We start from the raw sequence: 19159 nt of genomic DNA, 5'->3' as shown, positions 1-19159 counted from the left end.
GGTGAGGCCGCCCCTTATCTCGCGTCACCGTCCCGGGCTCGGGCCGCGCCTTTGCCGCTGCCGGACTCAGCGCAGGTCGACGGGGAACTGGAGCATCCCGCGGACGATGAAGGACCCCCGCCTGCGCACCGGCCCGGCCCGGCGGATCCCGGGCACCCGGACGGCGAGGGCGGCCAGCGCGGTCTCCGCCTCCATGCGGGCCAGCGCGGCGCCGAGACAGAAGTGGATACCCGCCGAGAAGGCCAGGTTCTCCGGTCCCGGGTCCCGTGTGATGTCGAACCTTCCGGGGTCGGGATAGACCTCTGGATCCCGGTTGGCCCCGCCCGCGCAGATCGCCACCTCCTCGCCCGCGGCGATCGACGCGCCCTCCATCTGGAGGTCGGTGTGCGCGATCCGGCGGTACTGCTGGACCGACGGGTCGTAGCGCAGGGTCTCGCGTACGACGGCATCCGCCAGCGACGGGTCGGCGACCAGCATGTCCCACTGCTCGGGGTGTTCGAGGAGGGCCAGCAGCCCGTTGCCGATCAGGTTGACGGTGGTCTCGGTACCGGCCAGCGGCAGGAACATGCACAGGGGGACCATCTCGTCCATGGTCATCCGACCGTCCTCCACCGCCGGGAGCAGGTCGCTGATCAGGTCCTCGCGCGGGTCGGCCCGCCGCTCGGCGATGATCTCGTGGAACATCACCGTCATCTCCGCCATGGCCGCCACCACGCCCCGTGCGGCCGGGGCGGTGGCCACGCCGTCGAGCAGGTAGGCCATGCGGCGGCTGAGCCGGAAGAACGACTGCCGGTGGTGGGGCGGGATGCCGACCAGATCGCCGATCACCCGCAGCGGGAGCTGCTGGGCGAAGGCCCGCATGAAGTTGACCTGGCCCCGCCCCGCCAGCATCTCGTCGATCAGCTCGTCGGTGAACCGCTCGACGTGCGGCTGCCAGTGGGCGAGCCGGCGCGGGTTGAGCGAGGGGGTGGCGAGCCTGCGCAGCCGCGTGTGGTCGGGCGGGTCCAGCCCGAGCATGGAGTTGTCGAACGGCATGAACTCGGGAGGCTTCTCCCCTTCCGGCGTACGGACACCGAAGCGCCGGTCCCTCAGTATCTGGTTCGCGACGCGGTGACTGGTGGTCGTCCACACGCCGACCGCGCTGCGGTGAAGCGTCCCCCGCTCGCGGACCCGCTCGTAGAACGGATAGGGATCGTCCGGTACCAGCAAGATCGAGGCGTACGGGTCACCGCCCGCGGCCGCGGTGCGCAGGGCTCCCTGCACCACGGTCGCCTGGTAGTGCGCCCTGCGCTCCGCCTCAAGCTCCGACATGCCGTCACTCCCCGCGCGTCGAGCAGCCCGTCTGCACCGGCCGTCACCCTACGGAGGGACGCCCCCCTAGCCTCAACCCCTAACCGATCAGCGGGGAGTTGCCGCCGGACCCGGCGCGGCGCGTCTGTGACCAGGCCGTCGGCGCGACACGCGCCCGCGCGGTGGGTGTTCAGGTGGTCACGGGCAACGGTGAGGCCGTCGGCTGCTCCGGGACGCGCAGACGTCGGCGTCCGGGGGAACGGTCCGGTCGCCGTTCTTTAGGGGTTCTCGGCGTCTCGGCGGCCCACTTAGCCTGTGGGGCAGACATCGGCCGGCGAACCGGGGTGGCGGCACGACCGCTCCCGAGCCGGCGTCCGGGTCCGCGTGGGCCTTCGGCTCCGAGAGGAGACCGGGCACGCGGACGTCTCGCCCCGCAGGACACGGCAACCACCGACGTAGAGGGATGGACGGCATGAGCGTTCTCTACGACCCGAACGATCCCGCCCTCGCCGCCGACAGGTTCGCCTACTACAAGCGGCTGCGCGAGGCCGATCCGGTGCACGAGATCGCGGCAGGGTACTGGCTGCTCACCCGGTACGACGACGTCGAGGCGCTGCTGCGCTCACCGCACTCCTCCAGCGCCTTCCCCAAGGACCCGGGCTGGGCGATGAGCCGGGGCGGGCCGACCTGCCCGGCCATGCGCAGCGTCAGCAAGTGGCTGCTGCTGCAGGACGGAGCCGAGCACCGTCGGCTGCGCAAGCTGATCGCGCGGGTGTTCACGCCGCGCTACATCGACCGCCTGCGGCCGCGTATCGGGGAGATCGTCGACGGTCTGCTCGACAGCATGGGCGAGGGCGAGGTCGACCTGATACGGGACCTGGCGCTGCCGATGCCCGTCGCGGTGGTCGGGGAGTTGCTGGGGATACCCGTCGAGGACCGCGCGCGGTGCCGTGACTGGACCGACAAGGTGGGTTACATCCTGGACCCCGATGTGACGCCCCGCAGACGCATCGCCATGAACAAGGCGGAGCCGGAGTTCCGCGCGTACCTGCTGGACCTGATGGCCTCCCGCCGCGGCGCCGACCCGGACCACGACCTGCTGTCGGTGTTGATGACGGCGGAGGACGACGAGCAGCTCACCGAGGAGGAGGTCGTCGCCAACATCCTGCTCATCTTCAACGCGGGTCACGAGACGACGGTCAACCTGATCGGCAACGGCATGCTGGCTCTGCTGCGACAGCCCGAGGCGCTGGAAGCGCTGCGTGCGGACCCGGGACTGATGGCGACAGCCGTGGACGAGCTGTCCCGGTTCGACCCGCCGGTCACCCTGTCCAGCCGGATCGCCACCGCGGAGATGGAGTTCGGCGGCAAGGTGATTCCCCCGGGTTCCCACGTGATCGGGTTCCTGGACGCCGCCGGCCGGGACCCGGAGCGCTATCCCGACCCCGACCGCCTGGATCTGTCCCGCACCGAGCCGAAGACGTTGGCGTTCAGCGCGGGCCCCCACTTCTGCCTGGGCGCGGTGCTGGGGCGCCTGGAGGCGGCCACCGTGTTCTCGAAGCTGCTGGAGCGGTATACGAAGATCGAGCTGCTCCGCGAGGACCTGCCGGTCAACAGTCACTTCAACCTGCACGGGCTGCTGGAGCTCCCCCTGCGACTCTCCCGCTGAACGCCGACTGCGCCGCGCGCCCGCCTCCCGGCCGCTCACCGGGACGCGGGCGCGCTGAGCCGTCCGGTCCGCGCCGACGGCCTCGCCCGGTTCAGACGGTGCGCAGCACCTCGCGCAGGGCCGCGATCACCCGGTCCTGCTGTTCCTCGGGGAGCGACGGGTACATCGGCAGCGAGAAGATCTCGTCCGCCAGCGCCTCGGTGACCGGCAGGGATCCCTTGGCCTGCTTCAGGTGCGCGAATCCGTCCATGGTGTGCACCGGCCGGCGGTAGTGCACGCTGAGGTGGACGCCTCGGGGCTGAAGGGCCTCGATGACCGCGTCGCGCCGGGGGTGCCGGACCACGTAGGCGTAGTAGACGTGGTCGTTGCCGGGTGTCACCGCGGGCAGGACCAGGTCGGTGTCGGCCAGTGCCTCGGCGTAGCGGGCCGCGATCCGGCGCCGGGCCTCGATGTATCCGTCGAGGCGCCGCAGCTTGCGGCGCAGGATCTCGGCGTGGATCTCGTCGAGGCGGGAGTTGTGGCCGGGGGTCCGGGCGACACTGCGTTGCTCATCCATGCCGTAGTACCGGAGCCTGCGCAGCGCGGCGTCGGTGCCCGCGTCGTCGGTGACCACCGCTCCCGCGTCGCCGTAGGCACCGAGGACCTTCGTCGGGTAGAAGGAGAACGCCGCGGCCTTGCCGGTGGTGCCGGCCGGTCGGCCGTGCCGACGGGCACCGTGCGCCTGGGCGCAGTCCTCGATGATCACCAGGTCGTGCCGGGTGGCGAGTTCCTCCAGCGAGGGGAGGTCGACGCACTGGCCGTAGAGGTGGACGGGCAGCAGGCAGCGGGTGCGCGGGGTGATCGCGGCCGCGACCTGGGCGGTGTCCAGCAGGTGGTCGCTCTCGCGCACGTCGACGAAGACGGGGGTGGCTCCGACCTGGTCGACGGCGACGACGGTGGCGGCGGCGGTGTTGGACACCGTGATCACCTCGTCGCCCGGTCCCACGCCCAGGGCGCGCAGCGCGAGGACGAGGGCGTTGGTGCCGTTGTCGACGCCGACGCCGTGCGCCAGTCCGAGGTAGGCGGCGAACTCCTCCTCGAAGGCACTGACGGAGGGTCCGAGTATAAGTTGTCCGGAGCGGAACACCTGGTCGACGGCGTCGAGGAGGTCCGCACGCTCCGCCTCGTACTCGGCGAGGTAGTCCCATACGCGCGTGGTCATGGCCGTTCTCTTCCTTCCGGGCCGGCCCGGCCGACCGCCTCGGGTGGGTGAGCGGAGCGTGTCGCCGAGGGTCGCGCCGGCCGTGAGGGCGGTGCGGAAACGAGTCGTGAGGGGGGCGGAGCGCGGCGGGGACAGCCGGGCCGCCGCGGACGCAGGTGCCGGGGGCGGGGGCGGGCAGGGTCGGCGACCGCGGCGCCGGTCCCGGCGGGCTCCGGGCCGCGCGGGGCCGCGACCCTCCCGTCAGCCCGTGGTCCGGTGGCGGGCGGTGAGATCCTCGAGGACCGGGACGACCTCGTTGGGCGAGGGCGCGGCGAGCACGTCCTTGCGGAGTGCGGCGGCTCCCTCGCGGAAGGCCGGATCCTCCAGCAGGCGGACCAGGTTCTCCCGGACCTGTTCGGGGGTGAACTGCTCCGCCGGCACCGAGATGCCCGCGCCGGACTGGTCCAGGAGGGCACCGCGGACCTTGGTGTCCCAGAGGCCCGGCAGGATCATCTGGGGGACGCCGTAGTAGGCGGCGGTGCACTGCACGCCCGCGCCGCCGATGTGGATGACGGCCGAGCAAGTGGGCAGCAGCCCGTGCATGGGCACGAAGTCGACGACGGTGGTGTTCTCCGGTGCGTCGTCCACCGACTCGCCCGGGCCCGGCAGCAGCGTGGCGATCAGCTCGATGTCCAGCCCGGCGAAGGCCTGCAGGGCGCTGATGCCGAAGATGTCGAACCCGAAGTAGCTGCGGACCGAGATGCCGGCGGTCACGGCGACGCGGGGTTTCGCGGGCTCGGCGGCCAGCCACTCGGGGAGCACGGCCCGTCCGTTGTAGGGCACGTACCGCACACCGACCACGGTCAGTCCGTTGTCAATCCGGTGGCTGGGCGGGTTGGTGTCGATCGTCCAGTCCCCGTTGACCACGGTCTCGTCGAACGCGGCGCCGTGCCGGGCGAGGGCCTCGGTGAGCCAGTCCCGCAGCGGATCCACCCGCTCGTTCTCGGGACGCTCGGCGAGCCGGGCCAGGAAGTCGTGGCGGGAGCGGGTGACCACGTCCGCTCCCCACAGCATGCGGGCATGCGCGGCACCGGTGACCTGAGCGGCTACGGCGCCGGCCCAGGTGAACTGCTCCCACACGATCAGGTCGGGTTTCCACCACCGGGAGTACTCGACGAGCGCGTCGAGGAACTCGTCGTTGTTGACGACGCGGAAGTACCGCTCGGTCGTCTCGTCGAAGAACCGGAGGAGTTCGTCGTGCCCCAGGTCCGCGGAGTGGGTGACGGCCTCGGCGACCCGGACCGGCCACTCCTCGTCCTGGTTGGCCTCCATGACCTGCTTCCACCGGTGGTCGGACCCCAGCGGAACCGCTGTGAGCCCGGCCTCGCTGACGCCCTCCGCCAGGTCCGGCTGGGTGGCGACGCGGACCTCGTGGCCCGCTGTTCGCAGTGCCCAGGCCAGCGGCACCATGCTGAAAAAGTGCGTCTTCTCCGCGTGCGTGACGAAGAGTATGCGCATTGTCGTCCTCCAGGCGGGCCCGCCGACGGAAACAGTTCGGACTCGTTCCTTATGCTCGGTTCGCGCTCAGAACCTATGGACTGCTCCGAACGAGGAACAACCCCTACCTCCCCTCCACCTGACCTCAGCCACCCCAGTGTCAGAGGCCGTGCGCACGCGACTTAGGGGTGATCGCGTACGGGACGGAGCGGCGGCCGACGGGTGCTTCTGACATCCTTCTACCGCAGGACGCCGCCGTGTCGGCGTCCCGCCTGTTCTTGTCGTGGGCTCGGGCGGCCGAGCCCCACGGCATCGATTCTCAGGTCGAGCGACTCCGCGCCGACACCAGAAGTCCGCCGGGCTCGCCCGCACGGCCAGCCCCTCGTCGGCCCGTGCACGGCCCGTGCGGCCGTGGCCGCGAGCCGTGTACCACCGCGAGGTCGGTCGTCGACCCACTCATCCCGTCCGTCCGGGCCCGGCCGTGCTGCGCGCCACCGTGTCGCGATCCCTGCGCACGGCGACCACAAGCGGCTCCGGCACGTCCGGCGGCACCGGCACAAGGACAGCAAGGAGACCTGACCCATGGCCACCGTTCTCGATGACATCCGCTCAGGCGGCGGGACACCGACCTTGCCCGAACTGTTGCGCCGGCGCGGTCAGCGGCAACCCGACGACACCGCCTACGTCTTCCTGTACAACGGTGAGGACCCCCGGGAGTCGCTCACCTACCGCGAGCTCGCCGACGCGGTGGACGTCCGGGCCCGGTGGTTCGCCGCCCGGGGCATGAGCGGGCAGAGCGCCGTGCTCATCTATCCGTCGGGGCTGGAGTTCGTCCGTACGCTCCTGGGATGCATGGCGTCCAAGGTGACCGCGGCGCCCGTCCAGACACCGCGCCACCTCAAGGACGTGGAGCGCATCCGCCGCATCGCACGGGACGCCGGCGCCACGACCGTGCTCACCGAAACCTCCGCCCGGCTCGAACTGGAGGACCGCTTCGGGAACCTGGAGGACCTCCTCGGCCTCACGGTCCTCGACACCGACGATCCCGCCGCGGCGAGGGACGACGTGCCGGGTTCGGTCCTACGGGGCCCCGCCCCCGGCCCGGACGACGTCGCCCTGCTCCAGTACACGTCGGGCTCCACCGGCGACCCCAAGGGCGTCGTCGTCACCCACGCCAACTTCCTCGCCAACGTCACCGAGACGGACGCCCTGTGGCCGTGCGCGCCCGAGGGCACCGTGGTCAACTGGCTCCCTCTCTTCCACGACATGGGCATGCTCTTCGGCGTCGTCATGCCGCTGTGGGCCGGTATCCCCTCGTATCTGATGGCACCCGCCGCCTTCATCCGCCGGCCCGCCCGCTGGCTGGAGGCGATCGCCCGGTTCCGCGGCACCCACTCCGCGGCGCCCAGCTTCGCCTACGAGATGTGCGCGCGGGTCGCGGCGGAGGGGAAGGCCGGTGGGGTCGGTGACCTCTCCTCGTGGCGCGTGGCGGCCAACGGCGCCGAACCCGTGCGCTGGCGTGCGATCCGGGACTTCACCGAGGCCTTCGTCCCGCACGGCTTCCGGCCCGAGGCCATGTGCCCGGGGTACGGACTCGCCGAGAACACCCTCAAGGTCACCGGCAGCGACCAGGACCGCGAACCGACGGCCGTGTGGCTGTCCGCGACCGCGCTGCGGGAGGGCCGCGCGGAGATCGTCGACGCACGGACACCCGGCGCCGTCCCGGTCACCAGCAGCGGCCGCACCGTCCCGGGCACCGAGGTGCGGATCGTCGATCCCGGCACCTCGCGCGGCTGCCCGCCGGACGTCATCGGGGAGATCTGGGTCAACGGACCGTGCGTGGCGGCGGAGTACAGGGGGCGGCCCGAGGCGAGCGCGGAGACCTTCCGCGCACGGCTGCGGGACGCCGACGGGCGCCCCGAGGACGGGCGGACCTACCTGCGCACCGGCGACCTGGGCTTCCTGCACGACGGTGAACTGCACGTCGCCGGCCGCTTCAAGGACCTGATCATCCACCAGGGCCGCAACTACTATCCCCAGGACGTCGAACTGTCCGCGGAGAAGTCCGTGGACGGCCTGCACCCCAACTGCGCCGTCGCGTTCGCCGTCGAACGCGACGAGAAGGAACACCTCGTGCTCGTCGTCGAGGCCGACGGCCGGACGGTGCGCGCCCACGGCACGGAGAGCCTGCGTGCACGGGTGGTCCGCGCCGTCCACGACCACCATCACCTCACGGTCGACACGGTCCTCGTCGTGCGCAGGGGCGCGATACCGAAGACCTCCAGCGGCAAGGTGCAGCGCCGGGCCTGCCGCGCGTTGTACGAGGGCGGCGACCTGACCGACCTCGCCGCTCCGTCACCGGGGCGGTGACGGAGCGGCCCGCGCGACCGGTGGGCCCCCGTACAGGAGCGGCCGGCACGACGAACGACGTCACAGGGGAATGTTCCCGTGTTTGCGTGCCGGGCGCGCCTGCCGCTTGTTCCGCAGGCTCGCCAGCGCCCTGGCGACCTCGTAGCGGGTGCGGGAGGGCGAGATGACCATGTCGACGTAGCCGTGCGCGGCGGCCTCGTAGGGGTTGCCGAACCTGCGACGGTAGTCGTCGACGAGGTTCTCCTTGACCGCCGCGCGCTCCTCGGGCGGGACGGCGGCCAGCTCGCGGCGGTGCAGGATGGGCACGGCGCTGTTGGCGCCCATCACGGCGATCTCGGCGGTGGGCCAGGCCATCACGCGGTCGGCGCCGATCTGCCGGGAACCCATCACCGCGTACCCGCCGCCGTAGGCCTTGCGGGTGATGACGGTGATCTTGGGGACGGTGGACTCGGCGTACGCGTAGAAGAGCTTGATGCCGCGCCGGATGATGCCCTGGTGCTCCTGTCCGACGCCAGGCAGGTAGCCGGGCACGTCCATGAAGGTGAGGACCGGAATGTTGAAGGAGTCACAGAAGCGGATGAAGCGGGCGGCCTTCTCGGAGGCGTCGATGTCCAGCACGCCGGCGAGGTGTCTCGGCTGGTTGGCGACGACGGCCACCGAGTGGCCCTCGACCCGGCCGAGCGCGCAGATGATGTTGCGGGCGAAGTCCGGATGGATCTCGAGGTAGTCGCCGTCGTCGAGGACCGCGGTGATGACGTCGGCCATGTCGTACACCTGTTGCTCACTGTCGGGGATGACGGTGTCGAGAGCCAGGTCCGCTTCGGTGATGCCGGGGGCGCAGTCGTGGTCGTAGACCGGGGCCGGGTCCAGGTTGTTGGGCGGCAGGTAGCCGAGGAGGGTCTGGACCCACGAGATGGCGTCCTGCTCGTCGTCGCCGACGTAGTGCGCGTTGCCGGAGACCTCGGCGTGGACGGCGGGACCGCCGAGTTGCTCGGCGGTCACCTGCTCGCCCATGACGGCGGAGACGACCTCGGGTCCGGTGACGAACATGTAGGAGATGTCCTTGACCATGACCGTGAAGTCGGTGAGGGCCGGCGAGTAGACCGAACCGCCCGCGCAGGGGCCCATGATGAGTGAGATCTGGGGGATCACGCCGGAGGAGTGAACGTTGCGGACGCCCAGTTCGGTGTAGTAGGCGATGGACATCACGCCTTCCTGGATGCGGGCGCCGCCGGAGTCGTTGATGCCGATGACGGGGCAGCCGACGCTCATGGCGAAGTCGTAGATCTTCACGACCTTGCTGCCGAAGGCCTCGCCCATGCTGCCGCCGAGGGTGGTGAAGTCGTGGGAGAAGACGCACACCTGGCGGCCGTCGATGGTGCCGTGTCCGGTCACCACCCCGTCGCCATAGGGGCGCGGAATGCCTGCTTCGACGGTCCGGTGGCGCACGAACTCGTCGAGTTCGACGAACGAGCCGGGGTCGAGCAGCAGGTCGATGCGCGCGCGGGCGGTGAGCTTCCCCTTGAGGTGCTGCCGGTCCGCGGCCTTCTTCTCGGCGAGGACGACGGCCTCTTCGTGCCGGGCGGCCAGATCGGCGATGCGGTCCGCCGTGGACGTGGGCGACTCCTCGACCGGCGAGACAGGCTCCTGGAGCGACATACCAGCCCTACCTTCCAACACGACGACCCTGCCTCCGATCCTCCTCGAATCAGGCCATCGGCAGCACCCCTAATCGCCCGGGCACGCCCCTAGACGCGCCGGCCGGTATCGGACGGCACGGAACCGGCCAGGGCACCGTCCTGCGCGGGCGGCGGACCAGTGAACACGACCGTGAGTCGACACGACCACGTCGCTCACCGACGGCGGAACGACGACCAGCGGTTTCGCGGCTTGCTCCGCCGTCCGGTCGACAACTCGTCGTGTCATCCGTCACGTTGTTAACGGCGATGCCGTTGTGGCATGGCCGGTAACTGTGAAAGATTCTCAAAAAACTTGTCCAAGTCGAGGGCGAGTCGAGGACGAATCGAGTTCGAAACAGTTCAGAAGGGCCGCCCACGCGGCCCAGGGGTCACCCTTGCACGCGCTCGGACACGTGTGAACGGGGAAGGTACGGAAGCTGTGCCGACCAGCGTCTGGCAATCCCCGTTCGGAACTGCTAACGGGGAGGCAGACGCCAGTCATGCTGGTCCATCGAGACGAACAACTGGCCCATCTACGCTGGGCGTTCCACGCCTGTGAGAAGCACGGACACGGACAGGTGGCGCTGGTCACCGGCGCTGTGGGCAGCGGTAAGACCCAGGTGCTGGAGACCTTCGGGGAGTGGGCTGCCACCGCCGGTGGGCAGGTGCTGAGCGCCGCCGGGTCACGCGCCGAGCAGGGACTCCATTTCGGAGTGCTCGGGCAACTCCTGCACAGCGCGCGGCTCAAACCGGAGGGGATCCGGGAGGTCGAGGAGCTGATACGCGAGGTCGCGCTGGCGGTGCCCACGGCGGAGGCCCGAAGCGGCGCGGCGCCCGAGACCTTAGCCGAGGCCCTGACAGCGGACGGGCTCTGGGCGCCACTGCTGCGGACCGCCTTCGACACGTTCCTGACCCTGGCCGGCCGAGGGCCTCTGGTGCTGGCGGTCGACGACCTCCAGCACACGGACGCCGCCTCACTGCACTGTCTGCTCTACGTCACCCGAAGACTCAGAAACGCACGCATCATGGTGCTGCTCTCGGAGGCGACGACGCTGCGTCCGGCGCATCCGCTCTTCCACGCGGAGCTGCGCAGCCTGCCTCGCTTCACCCGGGTCACCCTGCCGCTCCTCACCGCCGACTCCGTCTCCCGGCTGCTCGGCGAGGAGGCCGGGACACCCGACGTACGCGGCGACGGGGCCGGGGCACCGGACGTACGCGAGGAGGCCGGGCGGATCCTGAGGGTGACCGGCGGCAATCCGCTGCTGTCCCAGGCGCTGGTCGACGAACGGGCCCACCGCGGGACGGACAGCGCCCCCGATACCGGAGCGAGGGCCGGCGACACCTTCGAGAGGGCCGTGCTCGACTGCCTCTATCGCCACGAGCCGGGCGTTCGCCTGGTGGCCCAGGCGCTCGCCGCGCTGGACCGCCCGGCCTCACCGGAGCTGCTCGGTCAACTGCTCGACGTGCTGCCCGACTCCACCGTGCCCGCCGTCCGCGTCCTCGAGGGCGCGGGGCTCGTCCACGCGGGCCGGCTGCGCCATCCACGGATCGTGCTCGCGGTGCGTTCCGACATGCCGGCCGAGGAACGGCGGCGGCTGCACCAGCGGGCGGCCGAGGTGTTGCACGAGAACGGTGCGGAAGCGAGCGTGGTCGCCGAGCATCTGGTGGCCTCGGCGTGGACGGACGGTGCCTGGGTGGTGCCCGTCCTCCGGGACGCCGCGGCGCACGCGCTGTCCACCGGCCGCCCCGACCACGCCGCCGCGTGTCTGCGCCTGGGCGGTCGAGCCGAGACCGACAAGGACCGGCGCAACTCTCTGATGGCGATGCTGATCACCGCCCGGTGGCAGGTGAATCCGCTGGCCGTGACCGGTCAGGTGAGTCAGTTGGTGGAGGCGGCGCGGGCCGACGAGTCGTCCCCTTCCACGGCCGTGTCCGCGGTGCCGTACCTGTTGTGGCAGGGACGGGCGGAGGAGGCGGCCGAGGCGATCAGCGGTTGTGGTGCGGGCGACCACGGCCCCGCGTCGAACGAGCTGCGGCTGACCCGCCTGCTGATCGCGCTGTCCCATCCGGACTACCTGGGGACGGTACGGGAGGACCCGAGCTCCTGGACGCGGGCGGCGACGGCACCGGACTCCGCCAGTCCGCTGCTGCAGGCCGTGTCGGTGCTCGGCAACGCGCTGATGCCGACCGGCGGGGTGGACACCGTGGCCGCCGCGGAGCAGCTGCTGGAGCGGCATCATACGGACAGTGGCTCCCTGGGTCTGTTGACCGCCCCCCTCCTGGCGTTGCTCTGTGCCGGCCCCGCCGACCGGGTCGCGGTCTGGGGCGAACGGCTGCTGGCACGACAGGGTGTCCAGCACACACCGGCCTGGCGGGGTGTCATACGGGCGATCCACGCGGAAGCGACGCTGCGGCTGGGAGACATGGACGCGGCGGAGCGGGGCGCGCGGTTGGCGCTGGAGGATCTGCCCGCGCCTGCGTGGGGCGTGGCCGTCGGTGGTCCCCTGGGCACCCTGATCACCTGCACGACCGAGAGTGGCCGGCTGTTCGAGGCCGAACGCTGGCTGTCGCAGCCGGTACCGGCCGGCGTCTTCCGCACTCCGGTGGGCGCCCACTATCTGATCGCCCGGGGCCGGCACCATCTGGCCATGGGACAGCACCAGGCGGCCGCGGCCGATCTGCACCGCAGCGGTGAGTTGGTCCGTTCCTGGGGCATCGACGTGGCCGGACTGGTTCCGTGGCGCCTGGAGCTGGCCCGGGTACAGCTCAGCCTCGGCCACAGAACGCACGCCGCGCAACTGCTGCAGGAGCAGCTGCAGGTGTCCCGCGGGCTGGACGACCGTACTCGCGGGCGGGCGCTGCGGCTGCTGGCTTCCACGGCCACGCCGGTTCTGCGGCGCAAGCTGCTGTCCAAGGCGGTGACCGTGTTGCAGGCATGCAGTGACCAGCAGGAGCTGGCCCGGGCCCTGTCCGACACGAGTCAGACGCTCCCACAGACCGGTGACGCCCCACGGGCCCGGCTGTTCGTACGTCGCGCCGGCCGGCTGGCACAGGCCTCGGGCCGGGCTCCAGCGCTGCCGCAGCAGGTGCAGCGACGGTCCGCGCCCAGCGACGCGGCGCCGACGGGGGGTTCCTCCTCGGATGCGTCTTCGGACGGCTTCGAGTCCCGGGATCAGGACGGTCTGCTGAGCGAGGCCGAGCGAAGGGTCGCGGTACTGGCGGCACGGGGGCGTACCAACCGGCAGATCTCCAACGAGCTCTACATCACGGTGAGTACGGTGGAGCAGCACCTCACCCGGGTGTACCGGAAGCTGGACGTCAAGAGCCGCACGGACCTGCCGAACCGGCTCATGGCCCTTGCCGAGCCGATGGCCTAGGCCGACCGAGCACGGCGTCCGGCCGGGGCCGCGCACCGCGGTCTCGGCCGGAGGCGCGTCGACGGCCGTACCGCGCCCGGTGGTTGACACCGTCCGCCGGAAGCCTTGGAGAGAGCAGAGCCTGCCCACGACGGGCACCGGCCGCCGTCCCGCCACACACCCCCTAATTCGTCGCCGGCCCGGCGGTTGTCCGCGATCGTTAGGGGTTGTCGGCGGTTGGTGGCACTGAGATCGTCTGAGCCTGGGCCGATGTGCGGCCGCGCGCCGGTGGCGGCGTGGACGGCGAACGTTGAGGACATCTCCCCTCCGGGGGCGGACGACACCGGTTTGAAGGGACGACGAACGCGATGGCGACGAGCAGCGACGCGAGCGACCTGTGGGTGCGCCGCTTCCATCCCGCACCCCAGGCACCGGTCCGGCTGCTCTGCCTGCCGCACGCGGGCGGCTCCGCGAGCTACTACTTCCCGGTCTCACAACGTCTCGCTCCGCGCGTCGAGACCCTGGCCGTGCAGTACCCGGGCAGGCAGGACCGCAGGAACGAGTCGTGCCTGGAGTCGGTGCGGGACCTGGCCGACCGGATCGTCGAGGTCCTCGGCCCGTGGCAGGACAAGCCACTGGCGTTGTTCGGGCACAGTCTGGGTGCCACCGTCGCCTTCGAGGTGGCTCTGCGTCTGGAAGCACGGGGCAGCCTGCCCCTGGCGCTCATCGCGTCCGGGCGCCGCGCCCCGAGCGCGCCCCGGGACGAGCGGGTCCACCTGCGGGACGACGAGGGCCTGCTGGCGGAGATCAGGCGACTGGACGGCACCCAGTCCCAACTGCTCGAGGACGACGAGATCAGGCGCATGGTCCTGCCGTCGATCCGCGCCGACTACAAGGCCGCCGAGACCTACCGTTACGAGCCCGGCCCGCCGCTGTCGACGCCCGTCTATGCCCTGACAGGGGACTCGGACCCCAAGGCCACCACGGACGAGGTCCGCGCATGGGCCGACCACACCACGGGACGCTTCGAGATGAACGTGTATCCGGGTGGTCACTTCTATCTCAACGCCCATGCTCCGGCGGTGACCGAGGAGATCGCCGCATGGCTGGTACCTGCCGCCACCGCCGGCCGCTAGCGCGCGGATTCTCCTCCGGCGGGTTTCCCTACGCGAACGTTGAATTTACACCAGCCGTCCGTTGCGGCGATGAGTATCGACGTGCTCTCGCCGTCGGATATGCGAAATGACACGGAAATGCATGGGGCAGGGGATGAACGCACGGTCTGGAACAGCGGCCGGTCGTCCTTGCGTCTACCGAAGGGTACTGCCGCGCTTCTTCAGCGGCTCCCACCAGTCTCGCTGCTTCCTGTACCACTCGACGGTTTCCGCCAGCCCTTCCTCGAAAGAGACCCGCGGGCGGTAGCCGAGTTCCGTGGAAATCTTCGCGATGTCGACCGAGTACCGACGGTCGTGGCCCTTTCGGTCCGCCACGTTCTCCACCATGGACCAATCAGCGCCGACCATGCGCAGCAGCCGCTCGGTGAGGTCACGGTTGGCCAGCTCGGTACCGCCGCCGATGTTGTAGACCTCGCCCGCTTCTCCCTTTTCCGCCACCAGCGCGATGGCCCGGCAGTGGTCGTCCACGTGCAACCAGTCCCGCACGTGACCGCCATCCCCGTACAACGGCACTTTCCGCCCGTCCAGCAACTGGGTCACAAAGAGCGGGATCATCTTCTCGGGGTTCTGGTACGGGCCGTAGTTGTTGGAACACCGGGTGACGCAGACCGGCAGTCCGTGGGTGCGATGAAAAGCGCGCACCAGGAGATCGGAGGATGCCTTGGACGCCGAATAGGGGGAGTTGGGCTCCAGTGGCCGGTCCTCGCTCCACGAACCTTCGTCGATCGAGCCGTAGACCTCGTCCGTCGAGACGTGGACGAACTTCTGCACCTCGGCGCGCAGGGAGGCGTCCAGCAGTACCTGGGTGCCGAGGACATTGGTCCGGATGAATTCCTCGGATCCGCTGATCGAGCGGTCCACATGTGATTCCGCGGCGAAATGCACGACCAGGTCGCAGCCCGTGAGTACATCCGCGACCAGTGCGGGGTCACAGATGTCGCCGCGTACGAAGGTCAGTCCCGGGTAGTCCTCCGCCGGAGCCAGGTTGGCCCTGTTGCCGGCGTAGGTGAGTTTGTCCAGCACCACCACCTCGGGCGCGGTACCGCCGGTGTACGCGCCGGTCACGGCCTGCCGGACGAAGTGGGAACCGATGAACCCGGCGCCGCCGGTCACGACGATACGCATGCCGCCCCCTCAGTGATCCGCGCTCGCGATGGCCATGAGATAGGCACCGTACTCGGATGTGCCCAGCTGGCCGCCCAGGGCGTAGCAGGCGGCGGAGTCGATGAATCCCATACGGAAGGCGATCTCCTCCAGGCAGGCGATCCGCACGCCCTGGCGCTCCTCCAGAACCTGGATGTACTGACCGGCCTGGAGCAGTGAATCGTGTGTTCCGGTGTCGAGCCAGGCGAATCCGCGGCCCAGGTTGACCATTCTGGCCCGGCCCTGCTGGAGATAAGCCCGGTTGACGTCCGTGATCTCCAGTTCGCCACGGGCCGACGGCCGAACGTGCCGCGCGATGTCCACTACGCCGTTGTCGTAGAGATAAAGTCCGGTGACAGCCAGGTTCGATCGGGGGGCGACTGGCTTCTCCTCCAGCGATATCAGCTCACCCCGGCCATCGGTCTCCCCGACGCCGTAGCGTTCCGGGTCCTTCACCGCGTAGCCGAACAGCACACATCCGTCGACGTTTTTGCACTGATCGTTCAGCAGGTCCGAAAGACCGGGACCGTGAAAGATGTTGTCACCCAGAATCAGCGCCACCGAGTCATCGCCGATGAATTTTTCACCGATGACGAAGGCCTCCGCGATGCCGTTGGCCCGCGGCTGTTCAGCGTATTCGATGGAGAGACCGAGTCGACTCCCGTCACCCAGCAGCTCCCGGAAGAGACCTGTGTGCGAGGGAGTCGATATCACCAGGATGTCCTTGATGCCGCCGAGCATGAGGACCGAGAGCGGATAGTAGATCATCGGCTTGTTGTAGACGGGCAGTAACTGCTTGGACACGGCATGGGTGAGCGGATAAAGTCGCGTTCCGCTCCCCCCGGCCAGAACGATCCCTTTCATGCTGGTTAACCCCCCGTTTCCGATGATGAACTCGGGATGGACCGGGCGGGCCGCCACTCAACCGAGATCATGCCGAAGTCAGGATCGAGAGTATCGCTCACCGCGTGATGTCGTCTACCGCCACGACTAAGTCCTCAGCCTTCACAAAGCGCGCTCGCCGCCGGGCGCGAAAGGTCAGGAGGGCGACGCCGACAAACTCGCCAATACGACACTCGTCAATATTTGCAGTCGTGAAGTATGCCTCTTGTAACCGGTGATCCGACCAGAGGAGAGCGCGATGGCGGCGAGCACGGGGTCGTGCCCGCCGCAAGCGGCGGTTTCACTTCTTCCGGCCAGAGGGCGCAGCGGTCCGGCTCATGGAGAAGAGGCGACGCGTCATCGACGACCGGCGTGAGGCGTCACTGCGACCGGCGCGCTGGCGCGCTGGCGCGCTGGCGCGCTGCGACAACCGTCGTTTCGCAGAAACAGGTACTGCCTGTCGGTGCGGGCCTGCCTCGGAACGGGTCCGGTGTCAGCCCGTCATGCCGGCGCCGGCCGACGGCACCGGTCCGCCGGCCCGGGTGTCCGCCCCGGGCTCCGCGTCGATCCAGCCGTGCGACAGTGCGACCTGCACGAGGCCTTGACGGACCTGCAGGATCTGCTCGGAGGTCACGGTCGGAGCGGTCCGGAGAATGGTCTCGGTGACCTCCTCGATGTACTCCTTCACCGAGAGGACGTCACACAGTCCGTCCTCCGGGAGGAGGCCCGAGGGACCGGCGGGAGCCGAGAACGACCTCACCGGCAGCGAACCCGGGCGCTCACGCTCGGCGCTCCCGTTCTGGATGCGTACCCTGCTGGCCTTGAGGCCGCGGTCGCCCTCCTCGACGTCGAACTCCACCTTCATTCCGGGACCGAGCAGCCTCTTGTCGAAGGCGAGGTCGTTGACGTGAATGAACACATCCTCGCCACCGTTGTCGGGCGCGATGAATCCGTAGCCCCGGAACTCGTCAAACCGAATGATCTTGCCAACCGCCACAAATGCCCCACTCACCCAAAGGTGCGCTTACCTCCACCATGCGCAACTGCGGCCGAGGATACCCAGCAACGGGTGTACGCACAATGTTTCGTCCGACGGAAGACCGAGGGCGAGGCCGCGGTGGGTGGCGATCGCGCGAGGTGCGGTGCCGCTGTCCGTGCGGACAGCGGCACCCAGGCCTACGCCTCCCGCTCGATCTGCGGCAGAGACGCTTCAGTGCTTGATCGCGACACCGCAGACGGAGACGTCGGCCGTCGACTCCGCGGCCTGCTCGGGGTCCTGCCTCCAGGCAGCCGTCGACACGACCCCCGGCTCCACCAGTTCCAGCCCGGTGAAGAAGGAGGCGATCTCCTGCGGCGACCGCAGATGGTAGGTGTTGGCCGACTGGCCGTTGTAGACACCGACCGCCGTGTTGAGCGCCTCGTTGGTGTTCGTGCCGTCGCTCAGGGCGAGATAGCTCCCCGCCGGCAGACCCGACAGCAGCGAACTCACCAGTTCCGCGGGGCGTTCGGCGTCGGAGATCTGACCCATGATCCCCAGCATGGTCAGGGCGACCGGTCGGCTGAGGTCCAGGGTCTTCGCGGCTTCGGCCAGGATGCGTTCCGGGTCCCTGACGTCGGCGTCGATGTAGGCGCACGCGCCCTCGTCGCTGCTGGTGAGCAGTGCCTGCGCGTGGACCAGGACGAGGGGGTCGTTGTCCACGTACACGATGCGGCTCTCCGGCGCGATGCGCTGGGCCAGCTCGTGCGTGTTGTCCGCGGTGGGCAGGCCGGTGCCGATGTCGAGGAACTGGCGGACCCCGGCCTCTCCCGCCAGGAAGCGCACGGCGCGCGCGAGGAAGCGTCGTTGCACCCGGGCGACGGCGGCGAACTCCGGGAACGTCGTCAGGATGACCTCGCCGGCCTCACTGTCGACGGGATAGTTGTCCTTGCCTCCCAGCAGGTAGTTCCAGACACGGGCCGAGTGCGGGCGATCGGTCTGAAGTCTGGCCCTGACTTCTTCGCGCGGATGAGTCATGGGGAAAGCTTCACACAGAGCTGTATGTCCGTGGTCGACTACCGCGAAGAATCCTCGACTTCGGTCTCCTCCCACGCCCAGGGCCGCAGTTTCTCCGGGTTGCGCACCACCCGGATCCGGGTGACGCGGCCCTCGGAGACGCCGAACGAGGCGACGGTCATCACGACGCCGGCGCGCCGGGCCACCAGGCCCGGTACCCCGTTGACCGACCGCTCCAGGAGTTCGAGCCCCGGCGCCCTGATGTTCGGGCTGAGTCTGCTGGCACTGGTCCGGCGCTGAGTTCCGGTGCCGGACCCGCCGGACCTGAGGCCCCGGAGGCCGGGACCGTCCTCAGCCGGTCGGAGATGACGGTGCGGTGCCAGGGCGGTGGGCCCGGACGTCCACGGGGCGCCCGTCGGGGTCACGGGCCGTCATGGTCCACTGCGTGGGCAGGGTCTCGATCCGTCCGACCGGGAACCCGGCCCGCAGGATTCGCTCGCGAACCTCGCCCAGTCGCGCGTGTGTCGCCACGCGCAAGCCCCATCCCGCGCCACCGAGGGGGTCGGGCTCCGTACCGGGTGCGGTCGCGGTCTCGACGAACATCAGGTGGTCGTCCCCGCCGACGTCGACGACCGCGATCCGAGGGTCCGAGCCGGTCGCGGCGCGCTCGAAGGCGAGCGAGGCGCCGAGCAGCCCGGTGTAGTGGAGCCGGTCGAGGTCGGTCGTGGACAGGGTCAGATGGTTGATTCCGAGGAGATCCGGCATGGTCCGCCCACTCTGGTGCGGTGACCTCATGGCGGGCGGAAGGACGCGTCGCGGGCGGCCAACTGGCGTTCCACGAAACGGATCCGGGGGTCTGGACAGTGACGGACCGACGTGTTGTCATTCCGCTGTCGTGCGATTTCCAACGTTGAAAGAACGCCTC

Annotated in this window: 13 protein-coding genes and 1 pseudogene; 4 read left to right on the top strand and 10 right to left on the bottom strand. The window is 69.9% G+C overall.

All coding sequences use genetic code 11. The annotated features are described in order from the left end of the window. Positions 1 to 66: 66 nt before the first annotated feature. Positions 67 to 1311 (bottom strand): cytochrome P450, encoded by a 1245-nt coding sequence (locus SAM23877_RS33780; protein WP_053141456.1) that lies wholly within the window; start codon positions 1309 to 1311, stop codon positions 67 to 69. A gap of 451 nt (positions 1312 to 1762) precedes the next feature. On the opposite strand from SAM23877_RS33780, the gene SAM23877_RS33775 reads away from it, so the two are divergent. Continuing rightward, positions 1763 to 2959: a cytochrome P450 gene (locus SAM23877_RS33775; RefSeq protein ID WP_159042032.1), complete on the top strand. Its 1197-nt coding sequence runs from the start codon at positions 1763 to 1765 to the stop codon at positions 2957 to 2959. Positions 2960 to 3050: 91 nt separating this feature from the next. Here SAM23877_RS33775 and SAM23877_RS33770 read toward each other — a convergent pair whose 3' ends face one another. Both SAM23877_RS33770 and SAM23877_RS33765 read right to left on the bottom strand, forming a co-directional pair. After that, entirely contained in the window at positions 3051 to 4160 is a 1110-nt protein-coding gene (locus tag SAM23877_RS33770) for a DegT/DnrJ/EryC1/StrS family aminotransferase (protein WP_053141453.1), read from the bottom strand. 240 nt (positions 4161 to 4400) lie between these two features. Beyond that, complete coding sequence (locus SAM23877_RS33765) at positions 4401 to 5657, bottom strand: activator-dependent family glycosyltransferase (RefSeq protein WP_053141451.1); 1257 nt, start codon at positions 5655 to 5657, stop codon at positions 4401 to 4403. 561 nt (positions 5658 to 6218) lie between these two features. Here SAM23877_RS33765 and SAM23877_RS33760 point away from each other — a divergent pair. After that, entirely contained in the window at positions 6219 to 8006 is a 1788-nt protein-coding gene (locus SAM23877_RS33760) for a fatty acyl-AMP ligase (RefSeq protein WP_053141448.1), read from the top strand. Between the two features lie 60 nt (positions 8007 to 8066). Here the strand turns inward: SAM23877_RS33760 and SAM23877_RS33755 are convergent, their stop codons facing one another. Next, the gene (locus SAM23877_RS33755) at positions 8067 to 9665 is read right to left on the bottom strand and encodes an acyl-CoA carboxylase subunit beta (RefSeq protein WP_053141446.1); all 1599 of its coding nucleotides are present in this window, start codon (positions 9663 to 9665) and stop codon (positions 8067 to 8069) included. 520 nt (positions 9666 to 10185) lie between these two features. Between SAM23877_RS33755 and SAM23877_RS33750 the strand changes: the two genes are divergently transcribed. Together SAM23877_RS33750 and SAM23877_RS33745 are read left to right on the top strand one after the other, a co-directional pair. Continuing rightward, positions 10186 to 13062 (top strand): helix-turn-helix transcriptional regulator, encoded by a 2877-nt coding sequence (locus SAM23877_RS33750; RefSeq protein WP_053141444.1) that lies wholly within the window; start codon positions 10186 to 10188, stop codon positions 13060 to 13062. 347 nt (positions 13063 to 13409) lie between these two features. Beyond that, complete coding sequence (locus SAM23877_RS33745) at positions 13410 to 14177, top strand: thioesterase II family protein (RefSeq protein WP_053141442.1); 768 nt, start codon at positions 13410 to 13412, stop codon at positions 14175 to 14177. Positions 14178 to 14351: 174 nt separating this feature from the next. On the opposite strand, the gene rfbB is transcribed toward SAM23877_RS33745, so the two are convergent. From rfbB to SAM23877_RS33715, 6 genes and pseudogenes are all read right to left on the bottom strand, one after another. Further along, positions 14352 to 15341 carry a dTDP-glucose 4,6-dehydratase gene (gene rfbB / locus SAM23877_RS33740; RefSeq protein WP_053141440.1) on the bottom strand — a complete coding sequence of 330 codons (990 nt, stop codon included), beginning with the start codon at positions 15339 to 15341 and terminating at the stop codon, positions 14352 to 14354. Positions 15342 to 15350: 9 nt separating this feature from the next. Beyond that, positions 15351 to 16223, bottom strand: coding sequence for a glucose-1-phosphate thymidylyltransferase RfbA (gene rfbA, locus SAM23877_RS33735; RefSeq protein WP_053143136.1), 873 nt, complete (start codon positions 16221 to 16223; stop codon positions 15351 to 15353). A 511-nt stretch (positions 16224 to 16734) separates the two neighbouring features. Next, positions 16735 to 17238 (bottom strand): cold-shock protein, encoded by a 504-nt coding sequence (locus tag SAM23877_RS33730; RefSeq protein ID WP_063484055.1) that lies wholly within the window; start codon positions 17236 to 17238, stop codon positions 16735 to 16737. Between the two features lie 213 nt (positions 17239 to 17451). Continuing rightward, complete coding sequence (locus SAM23877_RS33725) at positions 17452 to 18255, bottom strand: SAM-dependent methyltransferase (RefSeq protein WP_053141438.1); 804 nt, start codon at positions 18253 to 18255, stop codon at positions 17452 to 17454. Positions 18256 to 18293: 38 nt separating this feature from the next. Further along, positions 18294 to 18494 (bottom strand): annotated as a pseudogene (locus SAM23877_RS41550) (hypothetical protein); the annotation flags it as partial. 91 nt (positions 18495 to 18585) lie between these two features. Next, positions 18586 to 18999, bottom strand: a complete 414-nt coding sequence (locus SAM23877_RS33715; RefSeq protein WP_053141436.1) for a VOC family protein — start codon at positions 18997 to 18999, stop codon at positions 18586 to 18588. Between the last annotated feature and the right edge of the window lie 160 nt (positions 19000 to 19159).

It is taken from the genome of Streptomyces ambofaciens ATCC 23877, assembly GCF_001267885.1.
GTDB classification, from domain to species: Bacteria; Actinomycetota; Actinomycetes; order Streptomycetales; family Streptomycetaceae; genus Streptomyces; species Streptomyces ambofaciens.
This window is presented reverse-complemented; position numbering and strand designations above follow the sequence as displayed.

Coding starts and splice junctions, on each gene's coding strand:
- SAM23877_RS33780 (WP_053141456.1), bottom strand. CDS start 1,311: ATGTCGGAGCTTGAGGCGGAGCGCAGGGCGCACTACCAGGCGACCGTG.
- SAM23877_RS33775 (WP_159042032.1), top strand. CDS start 1,763: ATGAGCGTTCTCTACGACCCGAACGATCCCGCCCTCGCCGCCGACAGG.
- SAM23877_RS33770 (WP_053141453.1), bottom strand. CDS start 4,160: ATGACCACGCGCGTATGGGACTACCTCGCCGAGTACGAGGCGGAGCGT.
- SAM23877_RS33765 (WP_053141451.1), bottom strand. CDS start 5,657: ATGCGCATACTCTTCGTCACGCACGCGGAGAAGACGCACTTTTTCAGC.
- SAM23877_RS33760 (WP_053141448.1), top strand. CDS start 6,219: ATGGCCACCGTTCTCGATGACATCCGCTCAGGCGGCGGGACACCGACC.
- SAM23877_RS33755 (WP_053141446.1), bottom strand. CDS start 9,665: ATGTCGCTCCAGGAGCCTGTCTCGCCGGTCGAGGAGTCGCCCACGTCC.
- SAM23877_RS33750 (WP_053141444.1), top strand. CDS start 10,186: ATGCTGGTCCATCGAGACGAACAACTGGCCCATCTACGCTGGGCGTTC.
- SAM23877_RS33745 (WP_053141442.1), top strand. CDS start 13,410: ATGGCGACGAGCAGCGACGCGAGCGACCTGTGGGTGCGCCGCTTCCAT.
- rfbB (WP_053141440.1), bottom strand. CDS start 15,341: ATGCGTATCGTCGTGACCGGCGGCGCCGGGTTCATCGGTTCCCACTTC.
- rfbA (WP_053143136.1), bottom strand. CDS start 16,223: ATGAAAGGGATCGTTCTGGCCGGGGGGAGCGGAACGCGACTTTATCCG.
- SAM23877_RS33725 (WP_053141438.1), bottom strand. CDS start 18,255: ATGACTCATCCGCGCGAAGAAGTCAGGGCCAGACTTCAGACCGATCGC.
- SAM23877_RS33715 (WP_053141436.1), bottom strand. CDS start 18,999: ATGCCGGATCTCCTCGGAATCAACCATCTGACCCTGTCCACGACCGAC.